Genomic DNA, 25,566 nt, shown 5'->3' with positions numbered 1-25,566 from the left:
CATTGTGTTAGCGCTCATCGAGTTCCGTTCTTCGCGAACTTCTCAACCTGCGCAGCATTTTGTGCCGTTACGAAGCTGGGGCCGGTACTGATCGGCTGCCCGCCACCGACGACGTCGCCGTTGCGGACCTCGTTCGTCAAGAACACGACGGGGAGGTATCCCTGCAGGTAGGGCTGCTGGTCAACTGCGAAGAGGACCTTGCCATCCTGGACGAGCTTCAGGACGCCGGTGGAGAGCTCGAACGCAGCAAGTTTCGCCTTGCTGTTCGCCTCGGTGATGGCCTGGTTCGCGGCCGGAGTGATGGGCGAGTCCAGGCTCACCACGCCGTCGATGGTGGGATCGGCCAGGAGTGCGGTCTTGATGACGTTCTGGGCGTCCGCAACGTTCGCTCCGTTGACCTGGATGTTCTTCGTCACCCCGCCGAGAGTCTCCGAGATGCCCTTGCAACGATCCTGGAGACCGGTGTTGCCGACCTCCTGGATGACGCAGATCACGTTCTTGAGCCCGGCAGCCTGGAGTCTCTTGCCGGTCTCCTGACCCGCGACTAGCTCGCTCTGCCCGACGTACGTCTGGGCGCCGAATTGCTGCCATTGCTTGTCACCCTTGTTGATAACTATGACAGGGATTCCGGCGTGGACGGCATTCTCGACGGATTGCTTGACACCATCCGGGTTGGCCATCGACACGATGAGCCCGTCGGGCTTCGTGGCCACGGCGGCATCGATGAGCTGGCTCTCCTTCACGGGGTCGCCGGCGCTCTGGTAGTTGACCGTAACCCCCAGGTCCGACCCGGCGCGCATGGCGCCGCTCTTGATGACGTCCCAGAATGTGTCGCCGGGGGGGCCGTGCGTCACGACCTGAATATTGATGTGTTTGCCGGCGCCACCGCCGGGAGTGGCCGATCTGTCAGTTCCGCTGCATCCCGCGAGGACGAGAGGAATGGCGGCAACGACGGGCAACCAATGCATTCTACGCATGCAAAATTCTCCTTTGAATTTTTGCAAATAAACGAGCCGCCCAGTCCGCGATCGCGGACTGGGCGGTCTTAGTATACTATACTGGCAACGGCTATACTAGTGTTGAGAGGACGGGTATGAACAACCACTCAGAACCGAGCCAGAGCTCCCCCGATTCGCGCGTCGCAGTCATCACCGGTGGCGCGAGCGGAATCGGACAGGCACTGGCCGTCGCATACGCCGAGGCCGGCGTGAAAAGCGTCGTGGGTTACTACCCCGGCGATCCCCACGATCCGGAGACGACCCGCAAGGCGGTCCGTGCAGTGGGAGGCGACTGTCTCATGGTCGAGGCCGACGTCCGTTCCACGGCGTCGTGCGATGCACTCGTGCAGGCAGCGATCGCCACGTATGGCAGGCTCGATTCCATCGTCGCCAACGCTGGCATCCTGCGACGCGCTCGCCTCGACGAGATGACGGACAGCGATTGGGACGAGATCATGAGCGTCGACTTCGCGGGCGTCATGAAGATCTTCCGCGCGGGTGTAAAGCACTTGACGAGCGGCGGAGCGCTCGTCGCCGTATCGTCGCAGACCGGTGGCGTATGGGGATGGAATGAGCACTCCCACTATGCGGCGGCTAAGTCCGGCATTCTAGGCTTCGTGCGAAGTCTTGCCGATGAGCTCGGCCCCCTCGGAATCCGGGCGAACACCGTGCTCCCCGGAGTCATCGAGACGCCGCAGTCGCTCGACCAGACGCATTCCCTCGGCCAGGAAGGTCTCACGGCCGCTGCGCCCCGAATTCCGCTGAGGCGCGTGGGAACGGCTGCTGAGGTCGCCAATGTGATCCGGTTCCTGACAGGTCCCGAATCCTCATACATCACGGGTGCAGAGATTCGGGTCGACGGCGGCATCACGGTCTCGCAGCCCATCTGAGAACAGCGCCGTCCAGCCGGCGGCACGAGGAGCGGCCCTGGACCAAGGACCGCCCTCGTGCCCCAACGGCTCCAGATCCACTATTTCGCTTGGAGGAAGCAGAATGTGCAGTCCCAGAATGGTCAACGACGCGACCAAGGCGAAGATCGCTTCCTATCATGCCAAGTTCAACACGGTCAGCAAGAGTCCCTTCGGGATCGACGATCAGATCGGCATGCTCAACCTGATCGATGCCGCCTCACGCAAGGCGATCATGAGCCGGACCGATCCGACCCGCGTGTTCGACCTTTCTGTCGACTACTTCGTCGGGATGCCCGGGTGGATCGCGGGCGGTGACCCGACATACCAGATATGGATGACGCACACTCCTCGAGGAACGCAAATCGACAACCTCACGAACGTCGACGATGCGCAGAACGAACTCGTGACGTACTCCGGCGACGCGATCTCGATGTACACCCATAGCGGAACGCATATCGATGCACTGAATCACTTCGGCTACCACGGACGGATATTCAACGAGTTCTCGGCCCACGATCATCTGGGCAGCAGGAACTGGACCGTCTCGGGCGCGGACAAGCATCCCCCCGTGATCGCGCGTGGAATCCTGCTTGACGTGCCGGCGATGCTCGGCATCGACGAGTTGCCGGCGAGCTACGGCATCGGCCCCGACGACCTGAAGAGCTGCATCAAGCGGCAGGGCGTCGAGCTGCGGCTCGGGGACGTCATCCTCGTACGGACCGGGCGCATGCGCGCGTGGCCGGACCAGAACGCGTACATCGTCGACAGTCCCGGGATCAACCTCGACGGGGCCAGGTTCTTGGCACGCTCCGGCGCCTCGCTACTCGGGACGGACACGGCCAGTTTCGAGCAGACGCCCTCGAACGCCCCGGACAACTGGAACGTCGTGCACTGCTACCTCCTCGCGGAGGCCGGAATCCCCATGCTGGAGATCGCGAACCTGGAGGAGCTGGCCGCCGAACGCATCTACGAGTTCGCGTTCGTCGGCGCTTGTCTGCGGCTCCGTGGCGCCACCGGGGCCCCCATCCGACCGATGGCCTTCCCTCTCATGGACTGAGGGCTCAACTTGAATAAAGGTCTCCGGTTGGCTCGGTGGTGATCTTCGCCGTGGTATCGGGGTGAATGGTGTAGTTCCAGTCTGGACGGAACGAATCCTGGTCTTCTCCAACTTCTTGATCTCCCGCTCGGAGATCTTGATGCCCTTGGGTAGGGCGCGGTGTCCAGCTCGGCGCTGACCGTCAGCCCGGACGTGGTGGTGGTCGCGCTGATGGTGTTGACGACAACCTCATGGCTGGTCAACGGCCTGCCCCGGCCAGTTCATCGAGATGAAGCTGAACAACTTGTGCTCGATTCGGTTCCACTTGGAGGTGCCCGGCCAATGCCGTTGCTTACTATCGCCGGGCACAAGGTGATGACCTTTGCTGGTGCTTTGCGGGTGGGCAAGCCCACTTGGCCCTTGGCGCGGAAGGAGTACTTCGAGTCCGGCCCCTTGATCAGGCGATCGGTTTCCCGTAGGCGCCGGGGTCCGCTGTCGAGCTTCCGTCGCGTGAGGAGCAGTGGCGCGGAATCCGGCGGTAGCGCGAGTCGACCTGGGCGTTTGCCGCCGGGCGAGCCTTACCGTGCATAGTTTCCAGAGTCGACCACGATGCACATATACTATAGTAAGCAAGGAGGGACTCTGGTGACCCGCATGCATCCCAATCGTCAGACGCAGGCGGACCGCGTGTACGAACTGATGTTCGGTGAGTTCATGAATGGCACATGGGCGGCCGGTGAATCACTCAACATCCCGACGCTGTCCCGTAGCTTCGACGTGAGTCAAACACCGATACGCGAGGCGCTCGCGCGCCTTGAGCACACTGGTCTCGTACAGCGGGAGGCGCTCAAGGGATACTCCGTCGCTCCGCTGTTCAGCGAGCAGGACCTCCAGAAGCTCATGGAGGCACGGCTGGTCCTCGAGCCTGCTCTCACGATCGAAGCGGCACGGCGGGTGACTCCAGAGTTCCTCGATCAACTTCTCCACACGATCGAGCGGGTGACGGCGTCGGGCTCGGAGGGTGCACAGTCCTTCCGGAACTACTGGGCGGCGGATGAGGACTTCCACACGCTGATCGCCAAACAGTCAGCGAATCCTTTCCTCGAAGGCGCGTACCGATCCCTCGGCGGGCAGGTCCAGCGGTATCGTCTGTTCGCCAAGCTCAGTTCGTGGGATCCGAGCTTCGCCGCGAAAGAACACCGGGCGATCTACGATGCGCTCGAGGCCCGCGACCCCGATGCCGCGGCGACTCGTATGCACGACCACATCCAGAACGCAAAGTCCCGATCATTGTCGGATCGGAAGTCGATCGCCGGGAACTGATCGGCGAGACAGGACGGCGCGGTGCCGGAGCCTGCCAATTCTCGCTCAGATCGTCGCCGTCGCCAGGCTCATGGGGATCCCAGCACGGGAGCAGATTGCCCCGATGTGCTCAAGTAGACCGTCGGGTAGGGGGATTCCGTTCTCGCTGCGCTCGGCGCGCGCCAAGCGTTCCGGTTCCCCCGGAATGAGCACGCCGGGCTCGTCCCGTTGGATGGCCTCGAGGAGCGCCTCGATGTACTCCGCCGTCTTCCCGCCGGGATTGAGCAGCTCTGGGTCGATCACGAGGAAGAAATGTCCGAGGTTGAGGTTGCCGTGTTCACCGGCTTGGGCGGGGAGGGCGGCATTCGACAATGCGGCGCTGAGCACGTGCACCATGAGACTAAGTCCGAAACCCTTGTGGCCGCCTGTCTCGGGGGTCGGGCCGCCGAGCGGATTGATGGTAGCGCCGAGGGACGTGAGCAGCGAATAGCCACGGGAGGCGTCGGTCACCGGCCGTCCCTCCCTGTCGTTCACCCAGCCGGCGGGGAGCTCGTAGCCCTTGAGGGCGTAGGCCTTGACCTTGTTCAGGGCGACGACACTCGTCGACATGTCAACGACGAGGGGCTCGCCGGAAACGCGTGGCGCCGTGAAGGCGATCGGATTCGTGCCGAGGATGGGAGTGGTCCCGCCTGTGGCCGAGGTTACCGGGGTGGGGGTCGTGGTGGTGATGATCGCGATGAGTCCCTGGCTGGAGGCCAGACGTGCGTAGTATCCGAGCGCTCCGAAATGGGCGGAGCCGCGGACGGCGACGATCCCGACGCCGGCCTGACGCGCTTTTTCGATCGCGATCCGCATCGAGGCGAGTGCCGCCGGATGCCCGAGTCCGTTCTGTCCGTCGACGATGGCGAAGGCCAGGCCGTCGAGCACGATCTGGGGCCGTGCCGTGATGTCGAGTCTTCCCTCTGTCAGGAACTTCTCGTACATCATCAGCATCGAGATTCCGTGCGAGTCGATCGCCGAGAGGTCGGTGTCCACCATGACATCGCTCGTGGCTCGCGCGGCGTCGTCAGCCATACCCCAAGCGGTGAGGATTGCGACGATCTGCGCATGAAGGTCCTCAGCGGTGAAGCGCTTCATCGTTGTGGCCTCCGTCACAGCTCTTCTCCTAACAGTTCGTCTGCGATTTTCTTGCCTATCTCGAGCGCGGCGGTAGCGGCCGGCGAAGGCGCGTTCAGGACGTGGACCTGCCGAGGCGCACGCTCGTAGTAGAAGTCGTCGACGAGACTGCCGTCGCGTCGTATTGCCTGCGCTCGAACGCCGGCGTGGGTCGGCGCGAGGCCGTGGTCGGAGAGGTCGGGGACGAGCTCGCGAAGGCTTGCGAGGAACCTCTTCTGCGACAGGGATCGCAGTACCTCGTCGATGCCGGTGCGCCAGAACTTCCGGCCCAGTTTCCAGAGGCCCGGCCATCGGGCGCTTTCGAGGAGGTCGCGGGGGTTGATCGTTAGCCAGGTATAGCCTTCGCGGGCGAGAGCGAAGACGGCGTTGGGTCCGGCGTGCACCGATCCATTGAACATGCGGGTGAAGTGCACGCCGAGGAAGGGAAGCTTCGGATCGGGCACGGGATATATGAGGCCCTTGACGAGATGTGATTCCTCCGGCGTGAGCTCGAAGTACTCGCCGCGGAACGGGACGATCCGCACCTGCGGCCTGATGCCTGCGAGACGCGCGATGCGATCGCTGTGCAGCCCGGCGCAGTTCACGAGGTAGTCGGCGTCGAATTCGTCCGTCGTGGTCGTCACCGTCACGCCGTCGGCGCGCGAGCCGATTCCGACGACCTCCTGATTCAGACGAACGAAACCTCCATTGGCCTCGATGAGCCGACGGAGCACCTCACACACGCCGCGGTAGTCGATGATGCCCGTCGACTCCACGCGAAGCGCGGAGACGCTTGAAACATGTGGCTCGTACTCCCGCGCCTCATCCGGCGTGACAATGCGGCACGTGACGCCGTTGGCCTTGCCTCGCCGGTGGAGTTCTTCTAGGGCGGCGATCTGCGAAGGCTTCGTTGCGACAACGAGTTTTCCGGATATATCGACGGCGATGCCGTGCTCCTCGGCGAACTCCTTCATCGAGATCGCGCCGGCGGTGCCGAGCGTCGCCTTGAGGCTGCCGGGCTCGTAGTACAGGCCGGAGTGGATGACGCCTGAATTGTTGCCGGTCTGGTGCACCGCCACGGCCGTCTCCTTGTCGAGGACAGTGACGCGATGTCCGCGGGAGCCCAGCTCGTAGGCGGTCGATAGCCCGACGATTCCTGCGCCCACAACAACGACATCTCTGCTCATGCTTCATCCCTTTTCTGGAGCTCCGGAGCTCAGTGGCCGTACTCCGACAGCAAACTATACTATAGTGCATATAGTGCTATAGTATAGCGACAGTGCCGCGAGCCCGCGGCCTAGATCCACCCCCACTGCCTGCGATTGCGCCTCGGAGATACTCACGATGATTCATTCCGGAACACAGTTGGCCCCTCTCATCGCAGTGATCAGTGGCACACCCGCCTCGATCGGCCCGGCCGCCGCTGGACTGAAGGAAGGTTTTCCCGGCGCCACCGTCTGGAACATCCTGGATGACCGGCTTCTCGTCGAAGCGGACGACGCAGGCGGTGTCGACGCCCGACTCCGCGACCGCATGATCCGCCTCATCGAACACGCGAAGGCGGAAGGCGCGACAGGCATCCTGCTGACCTGTTCGATGTACGGAAGTGCGGCCCGCGAATTCGACGGTGCGGGTGTTCCTGTGCTCGGCTCCGACGACGCCGTGTTCGCCGCGGTGATCGACGGAGGGTTTCGGAGTGTTCTCGTCGTCGCGTCGTTCGAGTCGGCTCTCGTCGACGCGGTCGAACGCTTCGGTGCGTTCGCAGCCGCCGCTTCACCGCACATCGAGTCGACGGTGCCGGACGGTGCATTCGCCGCGACAAACGCTGGCGATTCCACCGCGCTGATCGACGCGCTCATCGCGGGATGCCAGCCGTTCGTCGGCGCCGTGGATGCTGTCCTCCTCGCCCAGTACTCGCTCGCTCCCGCAACTGAACCGCTCTCGGCAGCACTCGGTATCCCTGTCCTGTCCGGCCCTCTCAGGGCGGCGACTCTCCTTCGCTCCCGAGTCGAGAGCGGGATGTGAGCGTGGTAATCGGCGCTATTGCAGACGACTACACCGGCGGCACCGATGTGTCGGTCGCATTCCGTCGTGCGGGACTTCGGACGCTCCTCTTCTTCGGCGTTCCTTCGGAGCACGAGGAGCTCCCTCCGCACGATGCCCTCGTCATCGCCTTGAAGAGCCGCATGATCCCGAGCGAGGAGGCCGTCGAGCAGTCGCTGGACGCCCACCGGTGGCTCGACAATCGCGGCGTCTCCACGTTCTACTTCAAGTACTGCTCGACTTTCGACTCCACGTCGCAAGGCAACATCGGGCCGGTGCTCGATGCCCTCGCCTCCGCTACCGGCGCGCGCAGCGTCGTTATGACGCCGAGTTCGCCGGAACATGGACGAACGCAGTATCAGGGCCACCTCTTCGTGGGTGCTCTCCTCCTCTCCGAATCCCACATGCGAAACCACCCGCTCACGCCGATGACCGATTCGAATATCGGACACCTGCTACGGGGGCAGACACCGGAGAGCATCGGCCTCGTGGAGCATGCTGTCGTCGCACAGGGCCACGTCGCAGTCCGGGCAGCCGTCCGGGCAGCCGAGGATCGTGGAGAGCGGTACATCCTGGCCGATGCCATCGACGACGACGATCTGCGCACTATCGGGCGCGCGATCGCTGGCGCGCCTCTCGTCGCGGGCGCGTCGGGGCTCGCGGCCGGGCTGGCATCCGTTCTCACCGAGGTTGGCCCCCAGCGGGCGGCCGACGCGCCAGAGCGGGATCTACTCCGTGGCTGCCACAGGTCGGTGGTGCTCGCCGGCAGTTGTTCCGCGCGGACGCTCGAGCAAATCGCCTTCTTCCAGGCCGGGGGCCGTCCCTCCTATCGGCTCGATGCCATCGCCGACCCGGAGCCCGCATCGCTCGCGGCGGCAGCGCTCGCCTGGTACGACGCCCTCGTGGAGTCCGACCCCGATGCGGCACCGCTCATCTACTCGTCCGTCGAACCCGCCACACTCCGTCGCATCCAGGCGGAGTTGGGCGTGGCAAAGTCGGCGGAGATCCTGGAGGACGCCATCGGACGTGTCGCCCGTGGCCTCGTCGATCGCGGGGTGACGCGAGTGATCTCCGCGGGCGGGGAGACGTCCGGTGCGATCGTAACGGCGTTGAACGTCACCGGCGGGTTCATCGGGGAGGAGGAGTCCCCCGGCGTCCCCTGGATCTTTACGACGACAGAGCCGCAGCTCGCGCTCCTTTTGAAATCCGGAAACTTCGGAGACCGTGAGTTGCTTGCGCGCACTTCAGACACGGTGTCCTCGCGCTCCGGCGATGCGGGGGCGGAATGACCACGGATGTCGGCGATGTCCTGATCGCCACTGCGCGGTCGCTCCATTCCCGATCGCTCACCCATGGGAGCACGGGCAACCTCTCCGTCCGCACCGCGGGCGGGATTCTCGTCACTCCGACCGGCAGCAGCCTCGGAACCCTCGAGAAGGACGAACTCTCGCTGATCGATCTCGATGGGAGGCACAGGGGCGGACAGAAGCCATCGAAAGAGGCCTTCCTGCACGCGGCGATCCTCCGAGCACGACCCGACGCGAACGCCGTGGTCCACACCCACTCGACGCATGCGGCAGCGGTGTCGTGCCTCGCCGATCTGGACGACGATGATGCCCTTCCACCGCTCACGGCGTACTTCGCGATGAGGGTCGGCCGTCTTCCGGTCCTCCCCTACTTCGCGCCGGGTGATCGCGGTCTCGGTCCGGTCGCGGAGGATCGGGCACGGCGGAGCCACGCGCTTCTCCTCCGTAACCATGGACCGATCGTCGCTGGGACCACGCTCGGATCGGCGATGGATGCGTTGGAGGAGCTGGAGGAGACGGCGAAGCTCTTCCTCCTCCTCCGGGGAATGCCGACGCGTCCGTTGTCCGAGCCCGAACGAGCGGCTCTCGCGCCTGTTGAAACGATCACCGCTGAAAAGGAGACACAATGACACCCGCTTCCTCTGCCATCCTCAAGCTCTGGAGCGCCTTGCCCGTCCGCGGCGCATTCGAGGGCATAGTCCTCCCCGCGTTCACGAAGAGCGGTGGGGTCGAGATCTCCGCGTCGTTCGATCCCACGACCGTTCTCATGCAACGCCTCGCCGAGGGCGAGCGTCCCGACGTCATCGTCTCGACCACGGACTCCCTCGAGGCCCTTCCTACGGGGATTCTCGTGCCGGGCTCGATCACTGACCTCGTCCGAACCGGCATCGGCATCGGCGTCGCCGATGGGACCGACAGGCCGGAGATAGCGACGATCGAGCAGCTCACGGCCAGCTTGCGTGCCGCCCGCTCCGTGGCCTACTCGCGTGCGGGCCAGAGCGGGATCTATTTCGCGTCGCTCATCCAGGAACTCGGCATCGCCGAGGAGGTCAATGCCAAGGCCACCGTCATACCGAAGGGCTTCACTGGTGAGGCGCTGATCGACGGCCGCGCCGACATCGCGATCCAGCAGATCAGCGAGCTGCGGTTCGTTCGTGGTGTCGACGTCGTTGGCCCGCTGCCCGAGGCCGTCCAAAGATACACCGACTTCTCCGTGGCGCTCGGGCTCGGATCCGACCATGCCGAGACGGCCCGTCGGCTGCACGCGCATCTCACTGCCGAAGCGGCACAGGAGGCGTATGCCGACGCGGGGCTCCTCGTCGGACGACGATGAGCACACCGTTGCGTCTGGACGCCAATCTCAAATGGCTCTTCACCGAACTGCCGTTCGAGCAGCGGTTCGACGCCGCAGCGGCAGCGGGATTCACTGCAGTCGAGTTCGCCTCGCCGTACGAGTACGACAAGGCTGAGTTGCGCGCGAGACTGGAGAACGCGGGACTGGAGCAGGTCCTCATCAACACGCCCGTGGGCGCGCCCGGCTCGCCCTCTCACTGGGGGAGCGCCTGTCTGCCGTCCGCGGTCAGCGAGTTCCGTCAGGGGCTGCTCGCCGCGCTCGACTACTCGGACGCGCTCGGCGCCTCCGTCGTTCATGTCGTGGGCGGCGTCGTTCCGGACGATGTGCGCTGGGATCGGGCGTTCGCCACGTATGTCACCAACCTCGCCTGGGCCGTGGAACAGGCCGTGTCGACGGATGTGACCCTTGTGCTCGAGGCGATCAACAGGCGCGATGTGCCCGGCTTCGTGCTCGACTCGATCGAGCAGGCCGCCTCCGTCGTCGAGACGATCGGCAGCCGCAGCCTCGCCCTCCTCTTCGACATCTACCATTGCCAGGTCGGGCAAGGCGATGTGCTCATGCGGTTGGAGAACCTGTTCCCCTTGATCGGTCACGTGCAGGTGGCCGACGCACCGCGCCGCACGGAGCCGGGTACGGGAGAGACTGGATGGCCCGCCGTCTTCAGTACCCTGAGCTCGCTCGGATACGAGGGCTGGATCGGCTGCGAGTACGCCCCCGCGACGTCGACGATCGACGGGCTATCGTGGCGCGATCGGCTCGTGCCATCCTGGCGTGAGGAACGCCGCTGAAGTGGACGCACGAAGTCCAGCCGGCCCGCGTCCTCATCGAAATCCGCCGATGCCACCCGCGCCACGGCGGGGCCACCCCCAACGCTTTCCCGAACGGCGAGGAACTGCAAAAAGCCTCTGGCTGAGGGGAGATACGCCGCCCGGGCGCGGGCCACAAGCGCGCCGAGGAGATCGACCCAGGGCTACCCGCTGCGCTGGATGAGCTGGTCGAGCCGGTGACCCGGGGGTAGAGGGCCTGAATCCGGCGCTAGCGGGATCTCGGCCGCCTGCCACCCGACCCCCGACCTGCACCTCGACGACCCCGACCGGCGGCCATGAGCCCCGCATCACCACTGCTGGCGCTCTTCGGCGGTCAGTAGACGCACGGCATCCCACGGCACCCACTGATGAACGGTTTTCTCCCGCTGTCGATTTCGTGTACGGAGGTCGAGCGATATCTCCGCGTACCAGCAGGCATCGGTGACGCGCAGAAGAATCCAGGCGTATTGGGTCGCGCGGAGCCAGCTGGTGGTCGGGCATGCGTCGAAACTGTGGGCGCGCATCCCGATCGTCTGCCCTCGCGGCTGCGCTCGTGGGGGAACCCAGATGCGGGTCGGGTCCACCAGCACGATTCGCGGAGGAGATAGCCGCCGATACGACGCACCGGCGGCATCATCACCTTGTCCGGTCATCCGGCGCGACCCCAGCGGTGCGCGGCAGTCGTGTACGCCGGCGAGGTATGCGAGTCCAGGCCGTGCGTCCGGCGATGTCGGCGGCACCGAGCAGCAGTTCGCCGCGTCGCGGGGCGGTATTGCGGCCGTAGACATCGATGACCACCCTGATCTGCTGTACCCGGCCGGATCCGCGGCCGACGCCGATGCACTCGGTGGGATGCGAGTCGATCACCAGATCCGGGCGGATCCCGCTGACCCGGTCGGTGCAGACCAGCACGCCCCGCTGGCTGCGTATCTTCTGTGACAAGTGATCGAGGTCCCCTGGGCGGGACCCAGGTCGGAATTGCCTTTGCTCGACGTCAGCGAGCCGTCGAGCTCGATATCGGCCTGCCCGCCTCCGTTGCAGGTGGCGGAACCTTCGAACGTATATATGCCGTCTGTCGAGTCCGGATTGCCCTCGACGTGGATCGAGTCGGCCAGCTGAGCGGACGCGGTTGCGGTGAGGGCTGCGCAGCAGCCGATCGCTGCGGTGAGAACGGCCAGACGTGCTCGGAGCCGGTTGTCGAACATGGTGGTACCCCTAATTTCGGTGGTTATCGCCGGTATTTCGGTGGTTATCGCCGGTCGGGCTGCGGTGCGCCGGCGCGGTCGAGGATCGCCTGCAATGCCTCGGCATGTGTTGCCAGGCAACGCAATCCGTGGTCGGTGGCGCGCACGGTGGTCTTGGGTATCCGGCCGGAATAGGTGCGCTGCTGCTCGATGTAACCGTCCTTGCGCAGCGTGGCCAACTGTTTGGACAGCGCCGAGTCCGACAGTGCGACCGCATCGCGCAGGAACGCGAAATCACACCACTGCGCCGCGGACAGCACCGACATGAGCGCCAGTCGTGTCGGGTCCGACAGCAGCCGGTCAAAACACCAGGTCGCCATCCGAGCTATCGCGCATAGCGAGTAACTATGTGCGGTAACTCGTTAGCGCTACTTTCGTCTGTGTTCCTGCACTGCCTTCACCGGGGAGGATTCGCCGATGGCGAACCTGCTGCTTTCGGTGATGGGTGCCTTCGCCGAGTTCGAGCGCGCCTTGATCCTCGAGCGTCAGCGTGAGGGCATCGCGGCGGCGAAGGCTCGCGGCGCCTACACCGACCGCAAGCCCGCGCTTACCGCCGAGCAAGCGAACCAGCTGCGCGCCCGCGCGGCTGGCGGGGAGTCCAAAGCGGCCCTGGCGAAAGAGTTCGGCGTCAGCCGCGAAACCGTCTACAGCTACTTGCGGGCCGAAGCCGCCGCGTCCTGACCTGCGGATTGTCCGGTTTTGAACACGAAGACGTGAGGCCAGCCCGTGGCCGAAGCCGCCACTCCGCCATGACGTGTCAAGTGCCGATCCCTTGCCGCGACGCCCTGGGGCGGGGTGTCCGTAGGCGCAGGGCGGCTCTGGTTTGTGTCGGTCGGGACACCTGATACTCGGGGCATGATCGGTAATTCGCTGTGGCTGGTGTGTGACCAGTCGGAGTGCCGCGAGATGATCGAGGAAGTCGGGGATCTCGCCACCGAGCACGCCTTGCACACGATCGCGAAGGGCCGGGGCTGGTTCCTGGGGAACCGGCACTACTGCCCGGCGCACTGGCCGCGGCCGCGCATCCACTACTTGCGCTGAACACGAGAAGGCCCCGCCGATCGGCGGGGCCCTTCTCGTGTGCGGGTAGGTCAGGCGTAGTACTTGTTGGTGCCGGGGATCCGCTGTTCGCAGATGTGGTGGCCGCCGTCGGCGTCGGCGATCCGGCCTGGCGGGCCGGGGCCGAGCGCGCAGAGGGTTCCCACCGGGTAGAGGTGGAAGTCGTGGGTCACGATCGGCGGCTGCCTGGCCGTCGCGGGGGTAGCGGCGGCTACCAGCGCGACGGCAACGGCGACGAGACCGGGCGGGATGAGCTGGTGGCGTATCACGCTCGGCCTTCCCGCCCGCGTTTGCGGCCCAGCTCCACGCCCGCGCCCTGGGAGGTGCGCCGGGCTTTCGGCGCCTCACCGGGGGCGGTGGCTGCGCCGCCGGGGCGGGCTTGGGCGAGGTCGGTGAGCAGCAGCGCGGTGATCTGTTCGCGGTCGACACCGAGCGCGGTCAGCTCCTCGACGAGCTGCTCGCGGCGTGACGGGCTGTCCCACCCCGGGACATCCGCCCGCGCTTTGGCCTGCTCGGCTTTCTGCCGCCGCACGGTCGCGGCCGCGGCGACGGACTCGGTCTCCAGGCGGGTCGTGGCCGCGGTGATCTGCTGGCGCGCTTCCCGATCGGTGACGCCGACCTGGTCCAGGGCATCCGACAGGGCGCGGCGGTGGGAGACCAGGGCGTCGGGCTGGACTTCGCCGTTGACGAACGCGTCGGTGGTGTCGCGGGTCAGGCGGGTGACCGCGTTCCACACCGGGTCGTACTTCTGCGCGTTGCCGTCCTCCACCTGGTGCCCGCCGCCGGCGAGCACGGTCACGACTGCCGCGCGGGTCGCCTCAGCGCGGCGCTCAGCCTCTTGGTGTGCCTCGTTGCGGCGGGCGCGGTAGGCCGATTCCTTGTCTGCCCATACGGTTTTCGGTTCCGGGCCGGTGCCGGGTGCGTCGGCGTCGGCCAGCGCGAGGTTGATCGCGTCGCGTTCGATCGGGGCCAGGCCGGAGCCCTTCGCCTTGGTGGCGGCCTCGATCTCCTCGCGCAGCTTCGCGGCCTTGGCCTGATCGGTCTCGATCTGGGAGCGCGCCGCGCGCACGTAGTCGGTGATCTTCTGCCCCAGCGCGTCCTTGTCGACCGCGCCCGGCCACAACGGCTGAAACTCCTGGGCGGGCGCGGCTTTGATCGCCTTCCCGCGGGCGCGGGCGTTGTCGCGGTCGGCTTCGGGCAGGTCGGCGACCAGACGGGTGAGCTGCGAGACGATCTGGCTGGTGTCGGCGCCACGCGCCAGGCGGGCCTGGTAGTCGAGCAGCGCGAGGTCCATCTTCGCGCGGGTGTCGGCGTCGGCACCCCAGTTGGCTTGCCTGATCGCCGCACGCGGGTCGGTGGTCAGGTAGTCCAGGGCGAACAGCACCTTGTCCTGGGCGGGCTCGTCGGCCTCGGCGAGCAGGAACCGCACCCGGGCCCGCGCCGCTTCCTGGGTGGCTTCCACACCTGGCGATGGTGGTGTCGAGCTGCGCTGCATCCCCAGGGATTTCGCCGCCGCGTGCGTGTATTCCTCGATCGCGGCGTAGACGGCTTTGCGCTGGTCGTCGCTGAGGCTGCCGATTTCGGCGGTGGCGTTGATCGCGTACTTCTGCGCCAGCCGGGCTCGATCCAGGCTTGCGCCGTCGGAGTAAGCGTTGTGCACCACCCGCTCGATCGCGTCGGGGTCGGCGCCGCGGGAGAGTTCGTCGACGTCGATGTTCCAGCGGTCGCGCAGCCCGGCGGCCAGGTTCTGGCGCACCTGTTCGGCTTTCGTGTCATGAACGCTCCACGAGTTCGCTTCGTACCAGGTTTCGACGACGTCGTCGGCGCTGGCGGTCTTCCACCAGTTGTCCGACCCGGCACCGTCGAGGCTGGCGTGCATCGCTTTGCGTTCGGCCTCGTGCCGCTTCTCCGCGAGCTCGGCGCAGGCGGCGGCCTGGCGGGCGGCGTACTCCAGGCTCCGCTGACGCCGCGCGGCCGCCGCCTGCGCCCACTGGGTCATGAGGCTCAGCAGCATCCGGGTGAGTACCGCCATCTCGCGGGCGGCGTGGTCGATGTCTGCGGCGTGCTCGCTCACAGGTTCCTCCTCCAAGGGGGTGATGTCGTCGTCGGCAGGGTCCGGCGGCGGCTCGTGCTCGTGCTCCGGGGCCGGGGCAGCGGCCTGCTGCTGCGGGTCGTGGGAGCGCTGGGGCGGGGGCTGGTGGGGATGGCCGGCGGGTGGGGCATTGAGCGCAGCGGCCAAGACCGAGGAGTCGACGCGCACGAACTCACCGAGGTCCAGGCCGTGCCCGGCGTCGATGTGGTCGGACAGGTCCTTGCCGGTCGCGGCCTCCACGACCAGCAGCTCCCCCACGCGACCGGTCAGCATCTGCGCCACTCGGGCGGCGTGCCGGTAGCCGGGCTGGTCCTTGTCGGCCACGATCACCACCCGCGCCGCGCCGCGCAGCTGGTGGGCGTGCTCGGGCCGAAACGAGCCCGCGCCCATCGCATTACAGGTGGCGGTCAGACCCGCACCATGGGCGCGGTCGGCGTCCTTCTCGCCCTCGACCAGCCAGATGGTTTCGCCGTCGGCGACGGCCTGGCTCACATACGGCAGCCGGTAGAGCACGGGTGCGAACCCGCCGCCGGACCAGCGGCCGCCCGCATCGCATTTGCGCTGCCGGAACTGCTTCTCGATGCCGTGCTCGTGCGGGATATGCACGCGCACAACCTCCCCGAGCGGGTTGCCCCGCTCATCGGTGTAGCTGTAGATCGCGGCCTCCCGGCGAGGACCGGTCACCTTTCCGAGCCGGTCACGACGTGACTCGAACGGGACAACGTTGCTGCGCTCCCGGCCCCCGCCCTGCTCGCGGCTCGTGCCTTGGCCGGGCTGACGGGCCTGCCCGGGCTGCGGTGTGCGGGGGCGGAAGCCGCGGCGCGGGGCGTCGAACAGATCCCGCACATCCAGCCCGATCGCGTGCAGGACTTCGGTGTCGGTGCACTCCCCGGTGAAGCAGCGCACCGTTGTGCGCTGCTTCTCCGCGTCGTAGATCAGGCCCAGGCTGGGGTTGTGGTCGTCATGGCTGGGGCACCGGTACTTGGTCCACTCCCCGTACGACGATGCAGGACCAGCCTTGTGGCGGTTCGCGACGGCGTGGGCGTCCAGGGCTGCGGTGATACGGTCGAACGACGGCCGCGCAGCCGCGGCCGTCGTCTGCTGCTCCGGCTTGCTCACCGGGAGGCCCCACGCTCAGATCGGGCGCTCAGACCCAAACTCTGCGAGATCGGGCGCCACCACGGCTGCGACGGCTCCACCGACTGCGTGTTCACCGGAACCGGGAACTCCGGCGACGCGGTGACCGAGTAGGCCACCGGCGCCATCGCGACCGGCACGGTCATGCGCGTGGGCGTGATGCCCAGGTCGGCGGCGAAATCCATTGCCGCGCTCTGCAACCGCTCGTTGTCGCCGCGCAGCCGTGTCAGCTCTCGCTGGTCGGCGATCGCCTGCTCGGCGGCCTTGTCGACCGTGGCCCGCAGCTCCGCGAGCTCACCCCGCAGGTGGGTGTAGTCCTTGCGCAGGCTCTGCCACTCTCGCAACTGTCCGTGCGCGGTCGCGACGATCGCGGTGGCCACCTCGGCGGTGGTCCGCGTGTCGTGCGACAGCAAATCCGCCGCCAGAGCCGGGTTCTCGATGATCTGCGCGGCCACGATCGCCTCGTCCGTCTGCCGCCCCTGCCTCGAATTCCAGTCGCCCAGGTTGTTAACCGGACCAGCCTTTTCAACCGCCTCACCGCGCAACTCGGCGACCTGGGCGGCCATCACGTCCCGATCAACGGGCAGCCCGTTGTCCTGCCCGGCAGCGGCGTGGATGGCCAAGTTGCGGGCGGTCATCCACGCCGAATACGCGTCGGGGTTGGTGACCAGCTGCCAGGCCCGGCCGTCGCGCACAATGTCGGCGGTCCACTCACCAGCGGCCAGCGCCGCGACCACCCGCTCAGCGCGCCCGGCCTCCGACGCGGACAGCACGGAAGTAGCGCGAGCGGTGACCAGGATGGACTCCGCGGCATCGACGAAACGCAGCTCGGCGCCGTCGAGCCGAGCGCGTGGCCGAGTAAGCAGGGTCTGCTCCATGAACGGGTCCGCAGCCACAGCCAACTCGGCGAAAGCCTGCTCAATCCCGGTGCGGTCGAGCAGCTGGTGATCGGCCGGGTGCAGGCTGTCGGGACGGAACGGGTGCAGCCCGATCGCGTCGACGAACTCGCCCCGGGAGTTGGTCCACTCACGCGGGTCGTCGGTCAGGTGGTTGACGATGCGCATCGCCCGCACCGTCAGCCACACCCCGTACGCGTCCAGATCACACGCCAGCTTCCAGGCGTCCTCTCCGCTCACACCACGGACCTCCTCGAAGGAGGCCATCGCCGCCACCAGCCGCTCCAGGCGGGCGGCCTCACCCGCGGTAACCACCTGGTGCTCACCGTCTCGGATCGTCGACACGATCGCGGTGGTCAACTCCTCGGTCTCGAACTCCCACGCTGTCGCGCCCTCGGGGTGCTGCATCGGGGGGTTCCGGTAGTAATCGCCGAAAAAACAACGGATATGCGTAATCCGTTGGTATCAGCCCAGTTTCGTGCTCGGGATGCGTGTTTCGGCTGGTAGTGCTTGGCTGGGGTGCGGTTGAGGCTGGTCGGCGTGGTGGAGGTCGGGGTTCGTGGCGACGCGGGTATTCGCGGACGAGGAGTTGGCGCGGCTACGCGAGTTCCCGGAGATCAGTCGCGAGGAGCTGTACCGGTTCTTCAAGCTGACCCCATCGGATTTGGCGTTCATCGCGCCAGGCCGCGGCCGTGGCCCGGCAGACCGGTTGGGAATAGCTGTTGCGCTGTGCACGCTGCCCTGGCTCGGGTTCGTGCCGGACAAGGTGTCGACGGCGCCGCCGGTGGCGGTGGCCCGGCTGGCTGCCGAGCTGAATGTCGAGGCGAGCGCGATCAATTCGTACGGCCGCCGCGCGCAGACACGCACCGATCACCTGCGGTTGGTGGCGCAATATCTGGGCTGGCGGGGGCCGGGGACGATGGAGCTGAAGGAGCTGGACGAGTTCCTGCTGGCACGGGCGATGGAGCACGATTCGCCGACGCTGCTGTTCCGGTTGGCGTGTGAATACCTGATCTCGGCGAAGGTGATCCGGCCGGGCCCGGTGGTCCTGGTGGAGCACGTGGCTCACGCCCGCGAGCAGGCGCAACGGGAAACCTATGACCGGCTGGCCCACGAACTCACCCCGCAGCGGTGTGCGCAGCTGGACGGGCTGCTGGTCACCGATGTCTCGCTGAAGATGTCGCGATTGCGGTGGCTGTCGACCGGACCGGTGGAAGCATCCGCGGCGGCGGTGAAGGCCGAGGTCGACAAGCTAGGGTTCCTACGCGACCTGGGTGCTGATCGCTTGGACATGTCGGTGCTGCCCGCCGAGCGCCGCCGGTTTCTGGCCACGATGGGCCGCCGGTTGACGCCGCAGGCCCTGGAGCGGCGGGAACCGCAGCGGCGTCATCCGATCCTGCTCACGGTGCTGGCGCAGTCGGCCGCCGATGTGCTCGATGAGGTGGTCGCGTTGTTCGACCAGGCGATCTCGGCGAAATTCAGTACCGCCGAAAAACGGATGAAAGACGAACTGGCCGAACGTGGAAAATCCGGTGAGGACCGGCAAGCCCTTCTCGATGAGCTGCTGGCGATCATCAACGATCCCGCAATCCCCGACGAGCAGGTCGGGGGCTTGGTGCGCGGAGAACGGATCGGCTTGGAGCGCCTGCGGGCCGCGGCCGCGCAGGCCAAGCCACGGTTGCCGCGTGATCACGGGCATCTGGCGGCCCTGAACGCCTCCTACAGCTATCTGCGGCAGTTCACCCCGCACGTGCTGTCGAGCGTCGGGTTCGCCGGCGGCACCGCGGCGACCGAACTGCTGATCGCGGTGGCCATGCTGCGCGAGCTGAACGCCACCAGCCGCCGCAAGGTGTTCGACGAGGCTCCCGCCGGATTCGTGCCGACCAAGTGGCGCGGCTACCTCGAAGAGGCCCGCAAATCCGGCAATCCCACCGCCTACCGGCACTATTGGGAGCTGTGCGTGCTGCTGGGCTTGCGCGACGGGCTCCGCAGCGGGGACGTGTACGTGCCTGGCTCACGCCGGTACGCCGATCCGGCGGCGTATCTGCTCACGCCCGAGCAGTGGGAGCCCCAGCGCGCCGAATTCTGCCGTCTGGTCGGCAAATCCGCTGATCCGGCTCGCGCCCTGGCAGACGCGGTCGATGAACTGCACGAGTCGGTTGGTGAGCTGGAGAAGGTCCTCGCCGATGGTGATGGCCCGGTCCGCCTCGATGATGACGGTGACCTGGTGATCTCGCCGTTGACTGCGGAGGATGTGCCGGCCGAGGCGGCCGAACTCAAAGCGGAGCTGACCGATATGTTGCCGTTCGCGCCGATCGTGTCGCTGCTGATCGAGCTGGACAAACGCACCGGCTACCTGGACTGCTTCACCCACGCCACCGGCAAGCATGCCCGCAGCTCGGATCTGAAACGCAACCTGATCGCGGTCCTTTTGGCCAACGCGACCAACCTGGGGTTGCGCAGCATGGCCGATGCGTGCGGGATCTCCTACGACATTCTGCGGTGGACCGAGGAATGGTACGTGCGGGAGGAAACGCTGCGGGCGGCGAACTTGGCGATCATCGGCTACCACCAAAGGCTGCCGCTGACCGCGACTTTCGGTGGTGGCACACTGTCTTCCAGTGACGGGCAGCGGTTCCCGACGCGCGGCAAGTCGACCACCGCCCGCACGGTCCCGCATTTCTTCGCCGAGCAGGGCCTGTCGACCTATACCCATGTCACCGATCAGCACACCACCTACGGGACCAAGGTGATCGTCACGACGCGGCGTGAGGCGCACTACGTTCTGGACGAGATCCTGGGTAACGCCGAGGATCTGCCGATCACCGAGCACGCGACCGATACGCACGGCGTGACCCTGGTCAACTTTGCCCTGTTCGACCTGCTCGGTATGCAGCTCTCGCCCCGCATCCGGGACCTGGGCAAGATCACCCTGTACCGGCCGGGATCGCGTGCGGACATCGAGTCACGGTTCCCGTGTGCCGGACCGCTGCTGACCCGCAAACTGAATCTCGACCTTATCGGCGAGCACTACGACGATCTGCTTCGTTTGACCGGGTCGCTGAAGTTCGGGCACGCGACCGCGTCGCTACTGGTCGGGAAGCTGTCGACGTCGAACCGGCAGAACGCGCTGGCGGCAGCGTTGAAAGAGTATGGGGCGCTTCGTCGTACGATCTACGCCGCCCGTTATTTGTCGGATCCGGATTATCGGCGCAAGATCGCTCGCCAGCTGAACCGGGGCGAGTCGGTCCACGCGCTCAAACGTGACCTGCTCTATGCCCACGAGGGCATGATCCGGTCCCGGCATCTCGAGGACCAATCCGAACAAATGTGGTGCCTTACCCTAGCGACGAACGCTGTAATCGCCTGGACAACAGAGTATTTCGGGCTAGCAGTGGAACAGATGCGGCGTGAGGGCCGCCGGGTGGACGACGAGGTGCTCGCGCACGGTGTCCCCGGCTCACTCGGAGAATATCAACTTCTTCGGCGCCATCGAGGTCGACATCGACGCCGAGTTGGCGCAGCTCGGGCCGACCGGCTATCGGCCGCTCCGAATGCGCGACACGCTGTTTTGATATCCAGACGGGTCACGGCGCCCGCTCGACATCCAGCTGTGGCCGTTTCGAACCGCGCGCTATGCGGCAGTTCAGTGCGTGGGGTGCATGACCCACCGAAGTTATTCGCTGGCGGTGAAGTCGGTCGATGCGTCGTTGGCGCGATCGATCTCGGGCATGTGCTCCTCCGCCCAGGTCCGCAATGCCGCCAACGGGACCTCCAGTGACAAGCCCAGCTCGGTGAGCCGATAGTGCACACGTGGTGGCACCGTCGGCTCCACTCGACGGGCGACCAGACCGTCGCGGGTCATGCTGTGCAAGGTCACTGACAGCATCTTCTGCGACACACCGGGCATTCGCCGCTGCAACTCGGCGAACCGCACCTCACCCGGGGCGGCCTGTGCGAGGACCTTGACCACCATCGACGTCCATTTGGTGCCGATACGGTCCAGCAACTGACGTGTCGGGCATTCGCGATCGAACAGATCTCCGCGACCCGGTGCCTTCGCGTGCGCTGATCGGGTAGTCACCTGGACCTCACCATCTGTAGCCGAAGTGCCGTCTTGGCAGCACAACCTAAGGTTACCTACCGTTTCCTGGTAACCAATAGTGACTGCAAGGAGGCTTCATGTCCCGCACGCCGCCACCGTCCGTGGCCCCGATCGAGCTGCGCCGGATCGAGACCAACAGCATCTACGCCAATGTCGCCATCGCCGGCACTGGCCCCGCAGTTGTTCTGCTGCACGGCTTTCCTCACACCTGGCGACTCTGGAGCGAGATCATCGGCCCGTTGTCCGCGCACTACCGGGTCATCGCCCCGGACCTACGCGGATTCGGGGCCACCAGCCGTGCGGTGGACGGCTACGACGCCGGCACGCTGGCCACCGATGTGGCAGGGATCCTCGATGCCCTCGGCGAACCCACCGCAGCCGTGGTCGCGATCGATGCCGGCACCCCGGTCGCGGTCCTGCTGGCCCTGCGACGACCCGACCGAGTACGACAACTAGTGGCCATGGAAGCACTGCTGGGCACACTCCCCGGCGCCGAGGACTTCCTTGCCGCGGGGCCGCCGTGGTGGTTCGGGTTCCATGCCGTTCCCGGTCTCGCCGAAACCGTCCTGGTCGGCCACGAAGCGCGATATATCGAGTGGTTTCTCAGCACCGGCACCCGTGGCCGGGGCGTGCGGGCCGGGGGGCTATGAGCCGAGCCGCCTGGTCGCGGCGAGGCTGACGCGTAGTCCTTCGGCTTTGGAAGACGACGAGATACGAGCCACCATGCAGCTGCGTGCGGATGTGTTAAGCGACCAGCTCCGGGGTAAGGGATGGCCCGTAAACGATGACTAGACAACAGCTTCCGCCACAGATCAAGAAGATCACGCTCGATGACGGCAGCATCCGTTACCAGGTGACCACCGAGGCCGGGACAGACCCGACCACCGGGAAGCGTCGGCAGACACGCAAGCGGTACAGGACCGAGAAGGAAGCTCGGGCCGCGTTGGCTGAGGTCGGCTCTACCGTTGCGCGGGGAGCCTACGTCGCCTCGTCGGCGCTCACGGTCGAGAAGGCATGTGGAGATTGGTTGGCGGGCAAGCGGGTTCGGCGTACCACCCACTCGAACTACACCCAGGCATTGATGCCGCTGCGAGAGAGGCACGGCGCCCTGCCCGTGCAGAGGCTGACCAAGCGGATGATTGATGATCTGGTTACCGATCTCGCGGCGGGCGCGGTCCCGCGGGCCAAGGGCCGCACACGCAAGCCCTGGAGCGGTGGAACTCTTAACTACATGGTCGACCGCATCGAGGCGGTGCTGGACTCGCTGATCGATCAGGGCCTGCTCGTGCGCAACCCGGCTACGTTGGTCGACCGGCTACCGGTGGCCAAGAAGAAGATGGAGACCTACACGCCGGACGAGGTCCGGAAGCTGCTCGCCGCTGCCGACGAGGACCGCAATGGGCACGCATGGCATCTGGCACTGTCCGGGTTGCGCCGCGGCGAGATCGGTGGTCTGCGGTGGGCTGACGTCTCGTTCGAGGCAGGAACGATCACCATCGAGAACAACCGCGTGAGCGCGAACGGGAAAGCCGTCGAGGACAAACCCAAGTCCGAGGAATCCGAGCGCACGCTACCGCTGCCGCAGACCCTGAAGGCGGTGCTGTCGAATGCCCGCAAGGCGCAGGTGGCCGAACGACTGGCGTTGGGAGAGGCATACGGGCCGGGAACCCATGTGGTGTGCAACGAGGCCGGTTACTCCTACCACCCGGACACCTTGTCGGATTACTGGGACAAGGTCACGCGGAAGGCCGGGGTGCGCCGAATCCGGTTGCACGACGCGCGACACACGTGCGGGACGACCATGCACATGCAGGGCGTGCCCATTGTGGTCATCGCGGCGTGGCTAGGGCATGCGGATCCGTCGTTCACGCTGCGGACCTACATCCATGCTCAGAACGATGCCTTGAACCTCGCGGCGTCGAGTTTGGAGTCAGTTGTGACAAACCGTGACAACGGGGGCTCCGGCGGCAAGCAGAAGGAGCGGCGGCGAAGACGCAAAAGCGCAGGCTGACACCTGTTTTCGATGGAGCCGCCTAGGAGAATCGAACTCCTGACCCCTTCATTACGAGTGAAGCGCTCTACCGACTGAGCTAAGGCGGCGTGCCTTTCGGCGTGGCGAGTCTATCGCCTCGGTGGCCGGATCGCGAAAACGGGTGGTCATCGCTGCGTGAGCGTCGGGCCCGGATGCGGCGGCTTGCGTCACCACGGAGGGGTCCGTGAATGCCGCTAATCGAACCCGGTCACGCGGACTGGGCGGACATCAAGGTGGCGACCATGGCGGCGAGCGCAAAGCGGGGCTTGACGTTGAGGTCGAGGGCCTCTCGGCAGGCGAGGACGGCCTCGATCGAGCGGAGTAGGCCCTCAGGGCGCACTCGATCGGCGATGTCGTGGATCTGGTCGGCAATGTCCGGGTGGGTGAGCACGACTCCGGAACCGCGACCGGCGGCACCGAAGCGGACCGCGAGCGCATCGCGGTACACACCGGCGACGTCGATGAGTGCGCGGTCGAGGGCGTCACGGCCGGTGCGCGTGGCGCGGGACTTCTGCCTGCGCTCCAGGTCCTTCAATACTCCGGCCGAGCCACGGGTCGCGCCTGCTGCGCCCTTGCCGGTACCACCGGCTCCGAGCGCGGTCGCCAGCTCGTCCCGTTCACGTTCGTCGCGGGCCGCGCTCATCTGCTTGGCCTCGTCGTCGGCCGACTTCACCAACCCGTCGGCCGCCGCATAGGCGGCGCCGGGCCGCGCCACCGCCGACACCAATGCCAGCGCCCGCTGGCGGCGTGCCCGCGCCTCCTCGTCAGTGGCAAGGCGCCGGGCCCGGCCGACGTGTCCGCCGCTGATCGAGGCCGCCCAGGTGGCCGTCTTCTCGTCGAGCTTGTCGCGGTCCTGCAGCACCTGCGCGATGGCGGGCACCGACGGCGTGACCAGATGTACATGCCTGCATCGAGAGCGCAGCGTCACCGAGATGTCCTCGGGATCCACCGACGGCGCGCAGAGCAGAAAGACCGTGCGATCCGGCGGCTCCTCGACCACTTTCAGCAGCGCATTGCCCGCCGCCTCCGTCAAGCGGTCGGCGTCCTCGATGAGCACCACCTGCCACCGCCCGGTGCTCGGCCGCCGCGACGCGATCTGCACGATCTGGCGCATCTCCTTGGTGCTGATGCTCAGCCCCTCCGGGATCACCCGCCGCACATCACCGTGTGTCCCCGCCATCGTCGTCGTGCACGCATGGCAACGCCCACAACCCGGCGTCCCCTCGTCCGTGCACTGCAACGCCGCCGCAAAGCACAGCGCCGCAACAGATCTCCCCGATCCCGGGGGCCCGGTGAACAACCACGAATGCGTCATGGCGCCGGAAACAACGCCCGCACGCGCAGCGATCGCGGCAGCCGTCAGCTCGGACTCGACCACGTCTTGGCCGACCAGCCGATCGAAGACACCCACCACGCCGTACACCCTAGCGGCCCCCACCGACACGGTGATCGGAGAGCGTGCTCAGGCAGTGTCAGGTCGAGACGACACGATGCAGCGCTACCGAATGTTGTGCTCAGCGGCGGCATGCCACCAAGCGGGCGGGGACGGTCCGATCACCCGGTGTCGAATCAGGCTAGTTGATACGTGGAGTTCGCTCCGTCGAGCGCTTCGCGGATGATGTCGGCGTGCCCGACGTGGTGGGCGATCTCGCGCAGGATGTGCAGCACCGTGAAGCGCACCGACCACCAGGCTCGCTCCGGCGTCCATGGGGCGGTTGGTGTGGGGATGGTGGTGTCCAGGCACTTTTCCGTGCGGATCAGGTTCGCGGTTGCCGCAGCTACCTCGTCCCACTCGGCGAGCAGACCGACCACCGTCTCATCGGCGCCCATGGCGTACTCGCCCTCGAATTTCGAGACGTCCAGTTCCGCCGTCTCGTCCCGTTCCTGGATGACGGTCGTCCAGTGCCGTTCGCAGCTGATCAGGTGGTGCAGCAGTCCGCCGAGGGTCAGCTCACTGGCCGTGGTGCGCTGACGCGCCTGCTCATCGTCGATGCCACGCAGCGTGATCCGGAACAGCTCGCGCTGACTGGCAAGCACGGCGACGAGATCTTCGCGTTCGGTGTTCGGTGGCCATCGGCGTCCTTTCGCG

At 66.4% G+C, this 25,566-nt stretch carries 23 protein-coding genes, 1 tRNA gene and 3 pseudogenes; 13 read left to right on the top strand and 14 right to left on the bottom strand.

Annotated features, from left to right (window positions below; translation table 11 throughout):
• Positions 1-14: 14 nt before the first annotated feature.
• Complete coding sequence (locus tag ACV7NQ_RS18420; protein WP_463360805.1) at positions 15-959, bottom strand: sugar ABC transporter substrate-binding protein; 945 nt, start codon at positions 957-959, stop codon at positions 15-17.
• 134 nt (positions 960-1,093) lie between these two features.
• Between ACV7NQ_RS18420 and ACV7NQ_RS18415 the strand changes: the two genes are divergently transcribed.
• Positions 1,094-1,888: an SDR family NAD(P)-dependent oxidoreductase gene (locus ACV7NQ_RS18415; protein ID WP_463360804.1), complete on the top strand. Its 795-nt coding sequence runs from the start codon at positions 1,094-1,096 to the stop codon at positions 1,886-1,888.
• 103 nt (positions 1,889-1,991) lie between these two features.
• Positions 1,992-2,966 carry a cyclase family protein gene (locus tag ACV7NQ_RS18410; RefSeq protein WP_463360803.1) on the top strand — a complete coding sequence of 325 codons (975 nt, stop codon included), beginning with the start codon at positions 1,992-1,994 and terminating at the stop codon, positions 2,964-2,966.
• 4 nt (positions 2,967-2,970) lie between these two features.
• Here ACV7NQ_RS18410 and ACV7NQ_RS18405 read toward each other — a convergent pair.
• Positions 2,971-3,284: pseudogene (locus ACV7NQ_RS18405) on the bottom strand (ISAzo13-like element transposase-related protein); the annotation flags it as partial.
• A gap of 315 nt (positions 3,285-3,599) precedes the next feature.
• Between ACV7NQ_RS18405 and ACV7NQ_RS18400 the strand changes: the two are divergent.
• Positions 3,600-4,268 carry a GntR family transcriptional regulator gene (locus tag ACV7NQ_RS18400; protein ID WP_463360802.1) on the top strand — a complete coding sequence of 223 codons (669 nt, stop codon included), beginning with the start codon at positions 3,600-3,602 and terminating at the stop codon, positions 4,266-4,268.
• Positions 4,269-4,313: 45 nt separating this feature from the next.
• Here the strand turns inward: ACV7NQ_RS18400 and ACV7NQ_RS18395 are convergent, their stop codons facing one another.
• Positions 4,314-5,402 carry an Ldh family oxidoreductase gene (locus ACV7NQ_RS18395; protein WP_463360801.1) on the bottom strand — a complete coding sequence of 363 codons (1,089 nt, stop codon included), beginning with the start codon at positions 5,400-5,402 and terminating at the stop codon, positions 4,314-4,316.
• The gene (lhgO, locus tag ACV7NQ_RS18390; protein WP_463360800.1) at positions 5,399-6,589 is read right to left on the bottom strand and encodes an L-2-hydroxyglutarate oxidase; all 1,191 of its coding nucleotides are present in this window, start codon (positions 6,587-6,589) and stop codon (positions 5,399-5,401) included. Before lhgO ends, ACV7NQ_RS18395 begins: the two co-directional genes overlap by 4 nt.
• Positions 6,590-6,746: 157 nt before the next feature.
• Here lhgO and ACV7NQ_RS18385 point away from each other — a divergent pair, with 157 nt between their 5' ends.
• From ACV7NQ_RS18385 to ACV7NQ_RS18365, 5 genes are read left to right on the top strand one after another with little or no spacing between them, the layout of a single operon-like run.
• A complete protein-coding gene (locus ACV7NQ_RS18385) occupies positions 6,747-7,427 on the top strand; it encodes a hypothetical protein (RefSeq protein WP_463360799.1) in 681 nt (226 codons plus the stop codon).
• A complete protein-coding gene (otnK, locus tag ACV7NQ_RS18380; protein WP_463360798.1) occupies positions 7,424-8,734 on the top strand; it encodes a 3-oxo-tetronate kinase in 1,311 nt (436 codons plus the stop codon). The genes ACV7NQ_RS18385 and otnK overlap by 4 nt, the downstream gene beginning before the upstream one ends.
• Positions 8,731-9,381: a 3-oxo-tetronate 4-phosphate decarboxylase gene (gene otnC, locus ACV7NQ_RS18375; protein WP_463360797.1), complete on the top strand. Its 651-nt coding sequence runs from the start codon at positions 8,731-8,733 to the stop codon at positions 9,379-9,381. The genes otnK and otnC overlap by 4 nt, the downstream gene beginning before the upstream one ends.
• Positions 9,378-10,085: a molybdate ABC transporter substrate-binding protein gene (locus ACV7NQ_RS18370; protein WP_463360796.1), complete on the top strand. Its 708-nt coding sequence runs from the start codon at positions 9,378-9,380 to the stop codon at positions 10,083-10,085. The genes otnC and ACV7NQ_RS18370 overlap by 4 nt, the downstream gene beginning before the upstream one ends.
• A complete protein-coding gene (locus ACV7NQ_RS18365) occupies positions 10,082-10,894 on the top strand; it encodes a hydroxypyruvate isomerase family protein (RefSeq protein WP_463360795.1) in 813 nt (270 codons plus the stop codon). Before ACV7NQ_RS18370 ends, ACV7NQ_RS18365 begins: the two co-directional genes overlap by 4 nt.
• Before the next feature lie 326 nt (positions 10,895-11,220).
• Here the strand turns inward: ACV7NQ_RS18365 and ACV7NQ_RS18360 are convergent, their stop codons facing one another.
• The 3 genes from ACV7NQ_RS18360 to ACV7NQ_RS18350 form a co-directional block, all read right to left on the bottom strand.
• Complete coding sequence (locus tag ACV7NQ_RS18360; protein ID WP_463360794.1) at positions 11,221-11,565, bottom strand: hypothetical protein; 345 nt, start codon at positions 11,563-11,565, stop codon at positions 11,221-11,223.
• The gene (locus tag ACV7NQ_RS18355) at positions 11,549-11,854 is read right to left on the bottom strand and encodes a hypothetical protein (RefSeq protein ID WP_463360793.1); all 306 of its coding nucleotides are present in this window, start codon (positions 11,852-11,854) and stop codon (positions 11,549-11,551) included. The genes ACV7NQ_RS18360 and ACV7NQ_RS18355 overlap by 17 nt, the downstream gene beginning before the upstream one ends.
• 307 nt (positions 11,855-12,161) lie before the next feature.
• On the bottom strand, positions 12,162-12,476 hold the full coding sequence (locus ACV7NQ_RS18350) for a transcriptional regulator (protein WP_463360792.1): 315 nt from the start codon (positions 12,474-12,476) through the stop codon (positions 12,162-12,164).
• 76 nt (positions 12,477-12,552) lie between these two features.
• On the opposite strand from ACV7NQ_RS18350, the pseudogene ACV7NQ_RS18345 reads away from it, so the two are divergent.
• Together ACV7NQ_RS18345 and ACV7NQ_RS18340 are read left to right on the top strand one after the other, a co-directional pair.
• Positions 12,553-12,837: pseudogene (locus ACV7NQ_RS18345) on the top strand (helix-turn-helix domain-containing protein); the annotation flags it as partial.
• Positions 12,838-13,011: 174 nt separating this feature from the next.
• Positions 13,012-13,197 carry a hypothetical protein gene (locus ACV7NQ_RS18340; protein ID WP_463360791.1) on the top strand — a complete coding sequence of 62 codons (186 nt, stop codon included), beginning with the start codon at positions 13,012-13,014 and terminating at the stop codon, positions 13,195-13,197.
• A 50-nt stretch (positions 13,198-13,247) separates the two neighbouring features.
• Here ACV7NQ_RS18340 and ACV7NQ_RS18335 read toward each other — a convergent pair whose 3' ends face one another.
• From ACV7NQ_RS18335 to ACV7NQ_RS18325, 3 genes are read right to left on the bottom strand one after another with little or no spacing between them, the layout of a single operon-like run.
• The gene (locus ACV7NQ_RS18335; RefSeq protein ID WP_463360790.1) at positions 13,248-13,484 is read right to left on the bottom strand and encodes a hypothetical protein; all 237 of its coding nucleotides are present in this window, start codon (positions 13,482-13,484) and stop codon (positions 13,248-13,250) included.
• Positions 13,481-16,426 (bottom strand): hypothetical protein, encoded by a 2,946-nt coding sequence (locus ACV7NQ_RS18330; RefSeq protein WP_463360789.1) that lies wholly within the window; start codon positions 16,424-16,426, stop codon positions 13,481-13,483. The genes ACV7NQ_RS18335 and ACV7NQ_RS18330 overlap by 4 nt, the downstream gene beginning before the upstream one ends.
• Positions 16,423-17,748 (bottom strand): hypothetical protein, encoded by a 1,326-nt coding sequence (locus ACV7NQ_RS18325; protein WP_463360788.1) that lies wholly within the window; start codon positions 17,746-17,748, stop codon positions 16,423-16,425. The genes ACV7NQ_RS18330 and ACV7NQ_RS18325 overlap by 4 nt, the downstream gene beginning before the upstream one ends.
• Positions 17,749-17,899: 151 nt before the next feature.
• Here ACV7NQ_RS18325 and ACV7NQ_RS18320 point away from each other — a divergent pair.
• Positions 17,900-20,915: pseudogene (locus tag ACV7NQ_RS18320) on the top strand (Tn3 family transposase).
• A 101-nt stretch (positions 20,916-21,016) separates the two neighbouring features.
• On the opposite strand, the gene ACV7NQ_RS18315 reads toward ACV7NQ_RS18320, so the two are convergent.
• Complete coding sequence (locus ACV7NQ_RS18315; RefSeq protein ID WP_463360787.1) at positions 21,017-21,424, bottom strand: winged helix-turn-helix transcriptional regulator; 408 nt, start codon at positions 21,422-21,424, stop codon at positions 21,017-21,019.
• A gap of 98 nt (positions 21,425-21,522) precedes the next feature.
• On the opposite strand from ACV7NQ_RS18315, the gene ACV7NQ_RS18310 reads away from it, so the two are divergent.
• The gene (locus tag ACV7NQ_RS18310; protein ID WP_463360786.1) at positions 21,523-22,095 is read left to right on the top strand and encodes an alpha/beta fold hydrolase; all 573 of its coding nucleotides are present in this window, start codon (positions 21,523-21,525) and stop codon (positions 22,093-22,095) included.
• 134 nt (positions 22,096-22,229) lie between these two features.
• Positions 22,230-23,456: a site-specific integrase gene (locus ACV7NQ_RS18305; RefSeq protein WP_463360785.1), complete on the top strand. Its 1,227-nt coding sequence runs from the start codon at positions 22,230-22,232 to the stop codon at positions 23,454-23,456.
• A gap of 13 nt (positions 23,457-23,469) precedes the next feature.
• Here the strand turns inward: ACV7NQ_RS18305 and ACV7NQ_RS18300 are convergent.
• The 3 genes from ACV7NQ_RS18300 to ACV7NQ_RS18290 form a co-directional block, all read right to left on the bottom strand.
• Positions 23,470-23,545: transfer RNA gene (locus ACV7NQ_RS18300), tRNA-Thr, on the bottom strand.
• A 140-nt stretch (positions 23,546-23,685) separates the two neighbouring features.
• Complete coding sequence (locus ACV7NQ_RS18295) at positions 23,686-24,888, bottom strand: DNA polymerase III subunit delta' (protein ID WP_463365723.1); 1,203 nt, start codon at positions 24,886-24,888, stop codon at positions 23,686-23,688.
• 158 nt (positions 24,889-25,046) lie between these two features.
• On the bottom strand, positions 25,047-25,514 hold the full coding sequence (locus ACV7NQ_RS18290) for a mycothiol transferase (protein ID WP_463360784.1): 468 nt from the start codon (positions 25,512-25,514) through the stop codon (positions 25,047-25,049).
• Between the last annotated feature and the right edge of the window lie 52 nt (positions 25,515-25,566).

The sequence above is a fragment of the Nocardia sp. Tas62D01 genome, from assembly GCF_055232035.1.
Note: the sequence above shows the minus strand (reverse complement) of the source record. Positions and strands in the feature narration are given on the sequence as shown.

Coding starts and splice junctions, on each gene's coding strand:
- ACV7NQ_RS18325 (WP_463360788.1), bottom strand. CDS start 17,748: ATGCAGCACCCCGAGGGCGCGACAGCGTGGGAGTTCGAGACCGAGGAG.
- otnC (WP_463360797.1), top strand. CDS start 8,731: ATGACCACGGATGTCGGCGATGTCCTGATCGCCACTGCGCGGTCGCTC.
- ACV7NQ_RS18360 (WP_463360794.1), bottom strand. CDS start 11,565: ATGACCGGACAAGGTGATGATGCCGCCGGTGCGTCGTATCGGCGGCTA.
- ACV7NQ_RS18370 (WP_463360796.1), top strand. CDS start 9,378: ATGACACCCGCTTCCTCTGCCATCCTCAAGCTCTGGAGCGCCTTGCCC.
- ACV7NQ_RS18400 (WP_463360802.1), top strand. CDS start 3,600: ATGCATCCCAATCGTCAGACGCAGGCGGACCGCGTGTACGAACTGATG.
- ACV7NQ_RS18415 (WP_463360804.1), top strand. CDS start 1,094: ATGAACAACCACTCAGAACCGAGCCAGAGCTCCCCCGATTCGCGCGTC.
- ACV7NQ_RS18385 (WP_463360799.1), top strand. CDS start 6,747: ATGATTCATTCCGGAACACAGTTGGCCCCTCTCATCGCAGTGATCAGT.
- ACV7NQ_RS18305 (WP_463360785.1), top strand. CDS start 22,230: ATGACTAGACAACAGCTTCCGCCACAGATCAAGAAGATCACGCTCGAT.
- ACV7NQ_RS18340 (WP_463360791.1), top strand. CDS start 13,012: ATGATCGGTAATTCGCTGTGGCTGGTGTGTGACCAGTCGGAGTGCCGC.
- ACV7NQ_RS18410 (WP_463360803.1), top strand. CDS start 1,992: ATGTGCAGTCCCAGAATGGTCAACGACGCGACCAAGGCGAAGATCGCT.
- ACV7NQ_RS18350 (WP_463360792.1), bottom strand. CDS start 12,476: ATGGCGACCTGGTGTTTTGACCGGCTGCTGTCGGACCCGACACGACTG.
- ACV7NQ_RS18310 (WP_463360786.1), top strand. CDS start 21,523: ATGTCCCGCACGCCGCCACCGTCCGTGGCCCCGATCGAGCTGCGCCGG.
- lhgO (WP_463360800.1), bottom strand. CDS start 6,589: ATGAGCAGAGATGTCGTTGTTGTGGGCGCAGGAATCGTCGGGCTATCG.
- ACV7NQ_RS18365 (WP_463360795.1), top strand. CDS start 10,082: ATGAGCACACCGTTGCGTCTGGACGCCAATCTCAAATGGCTCTTCACC.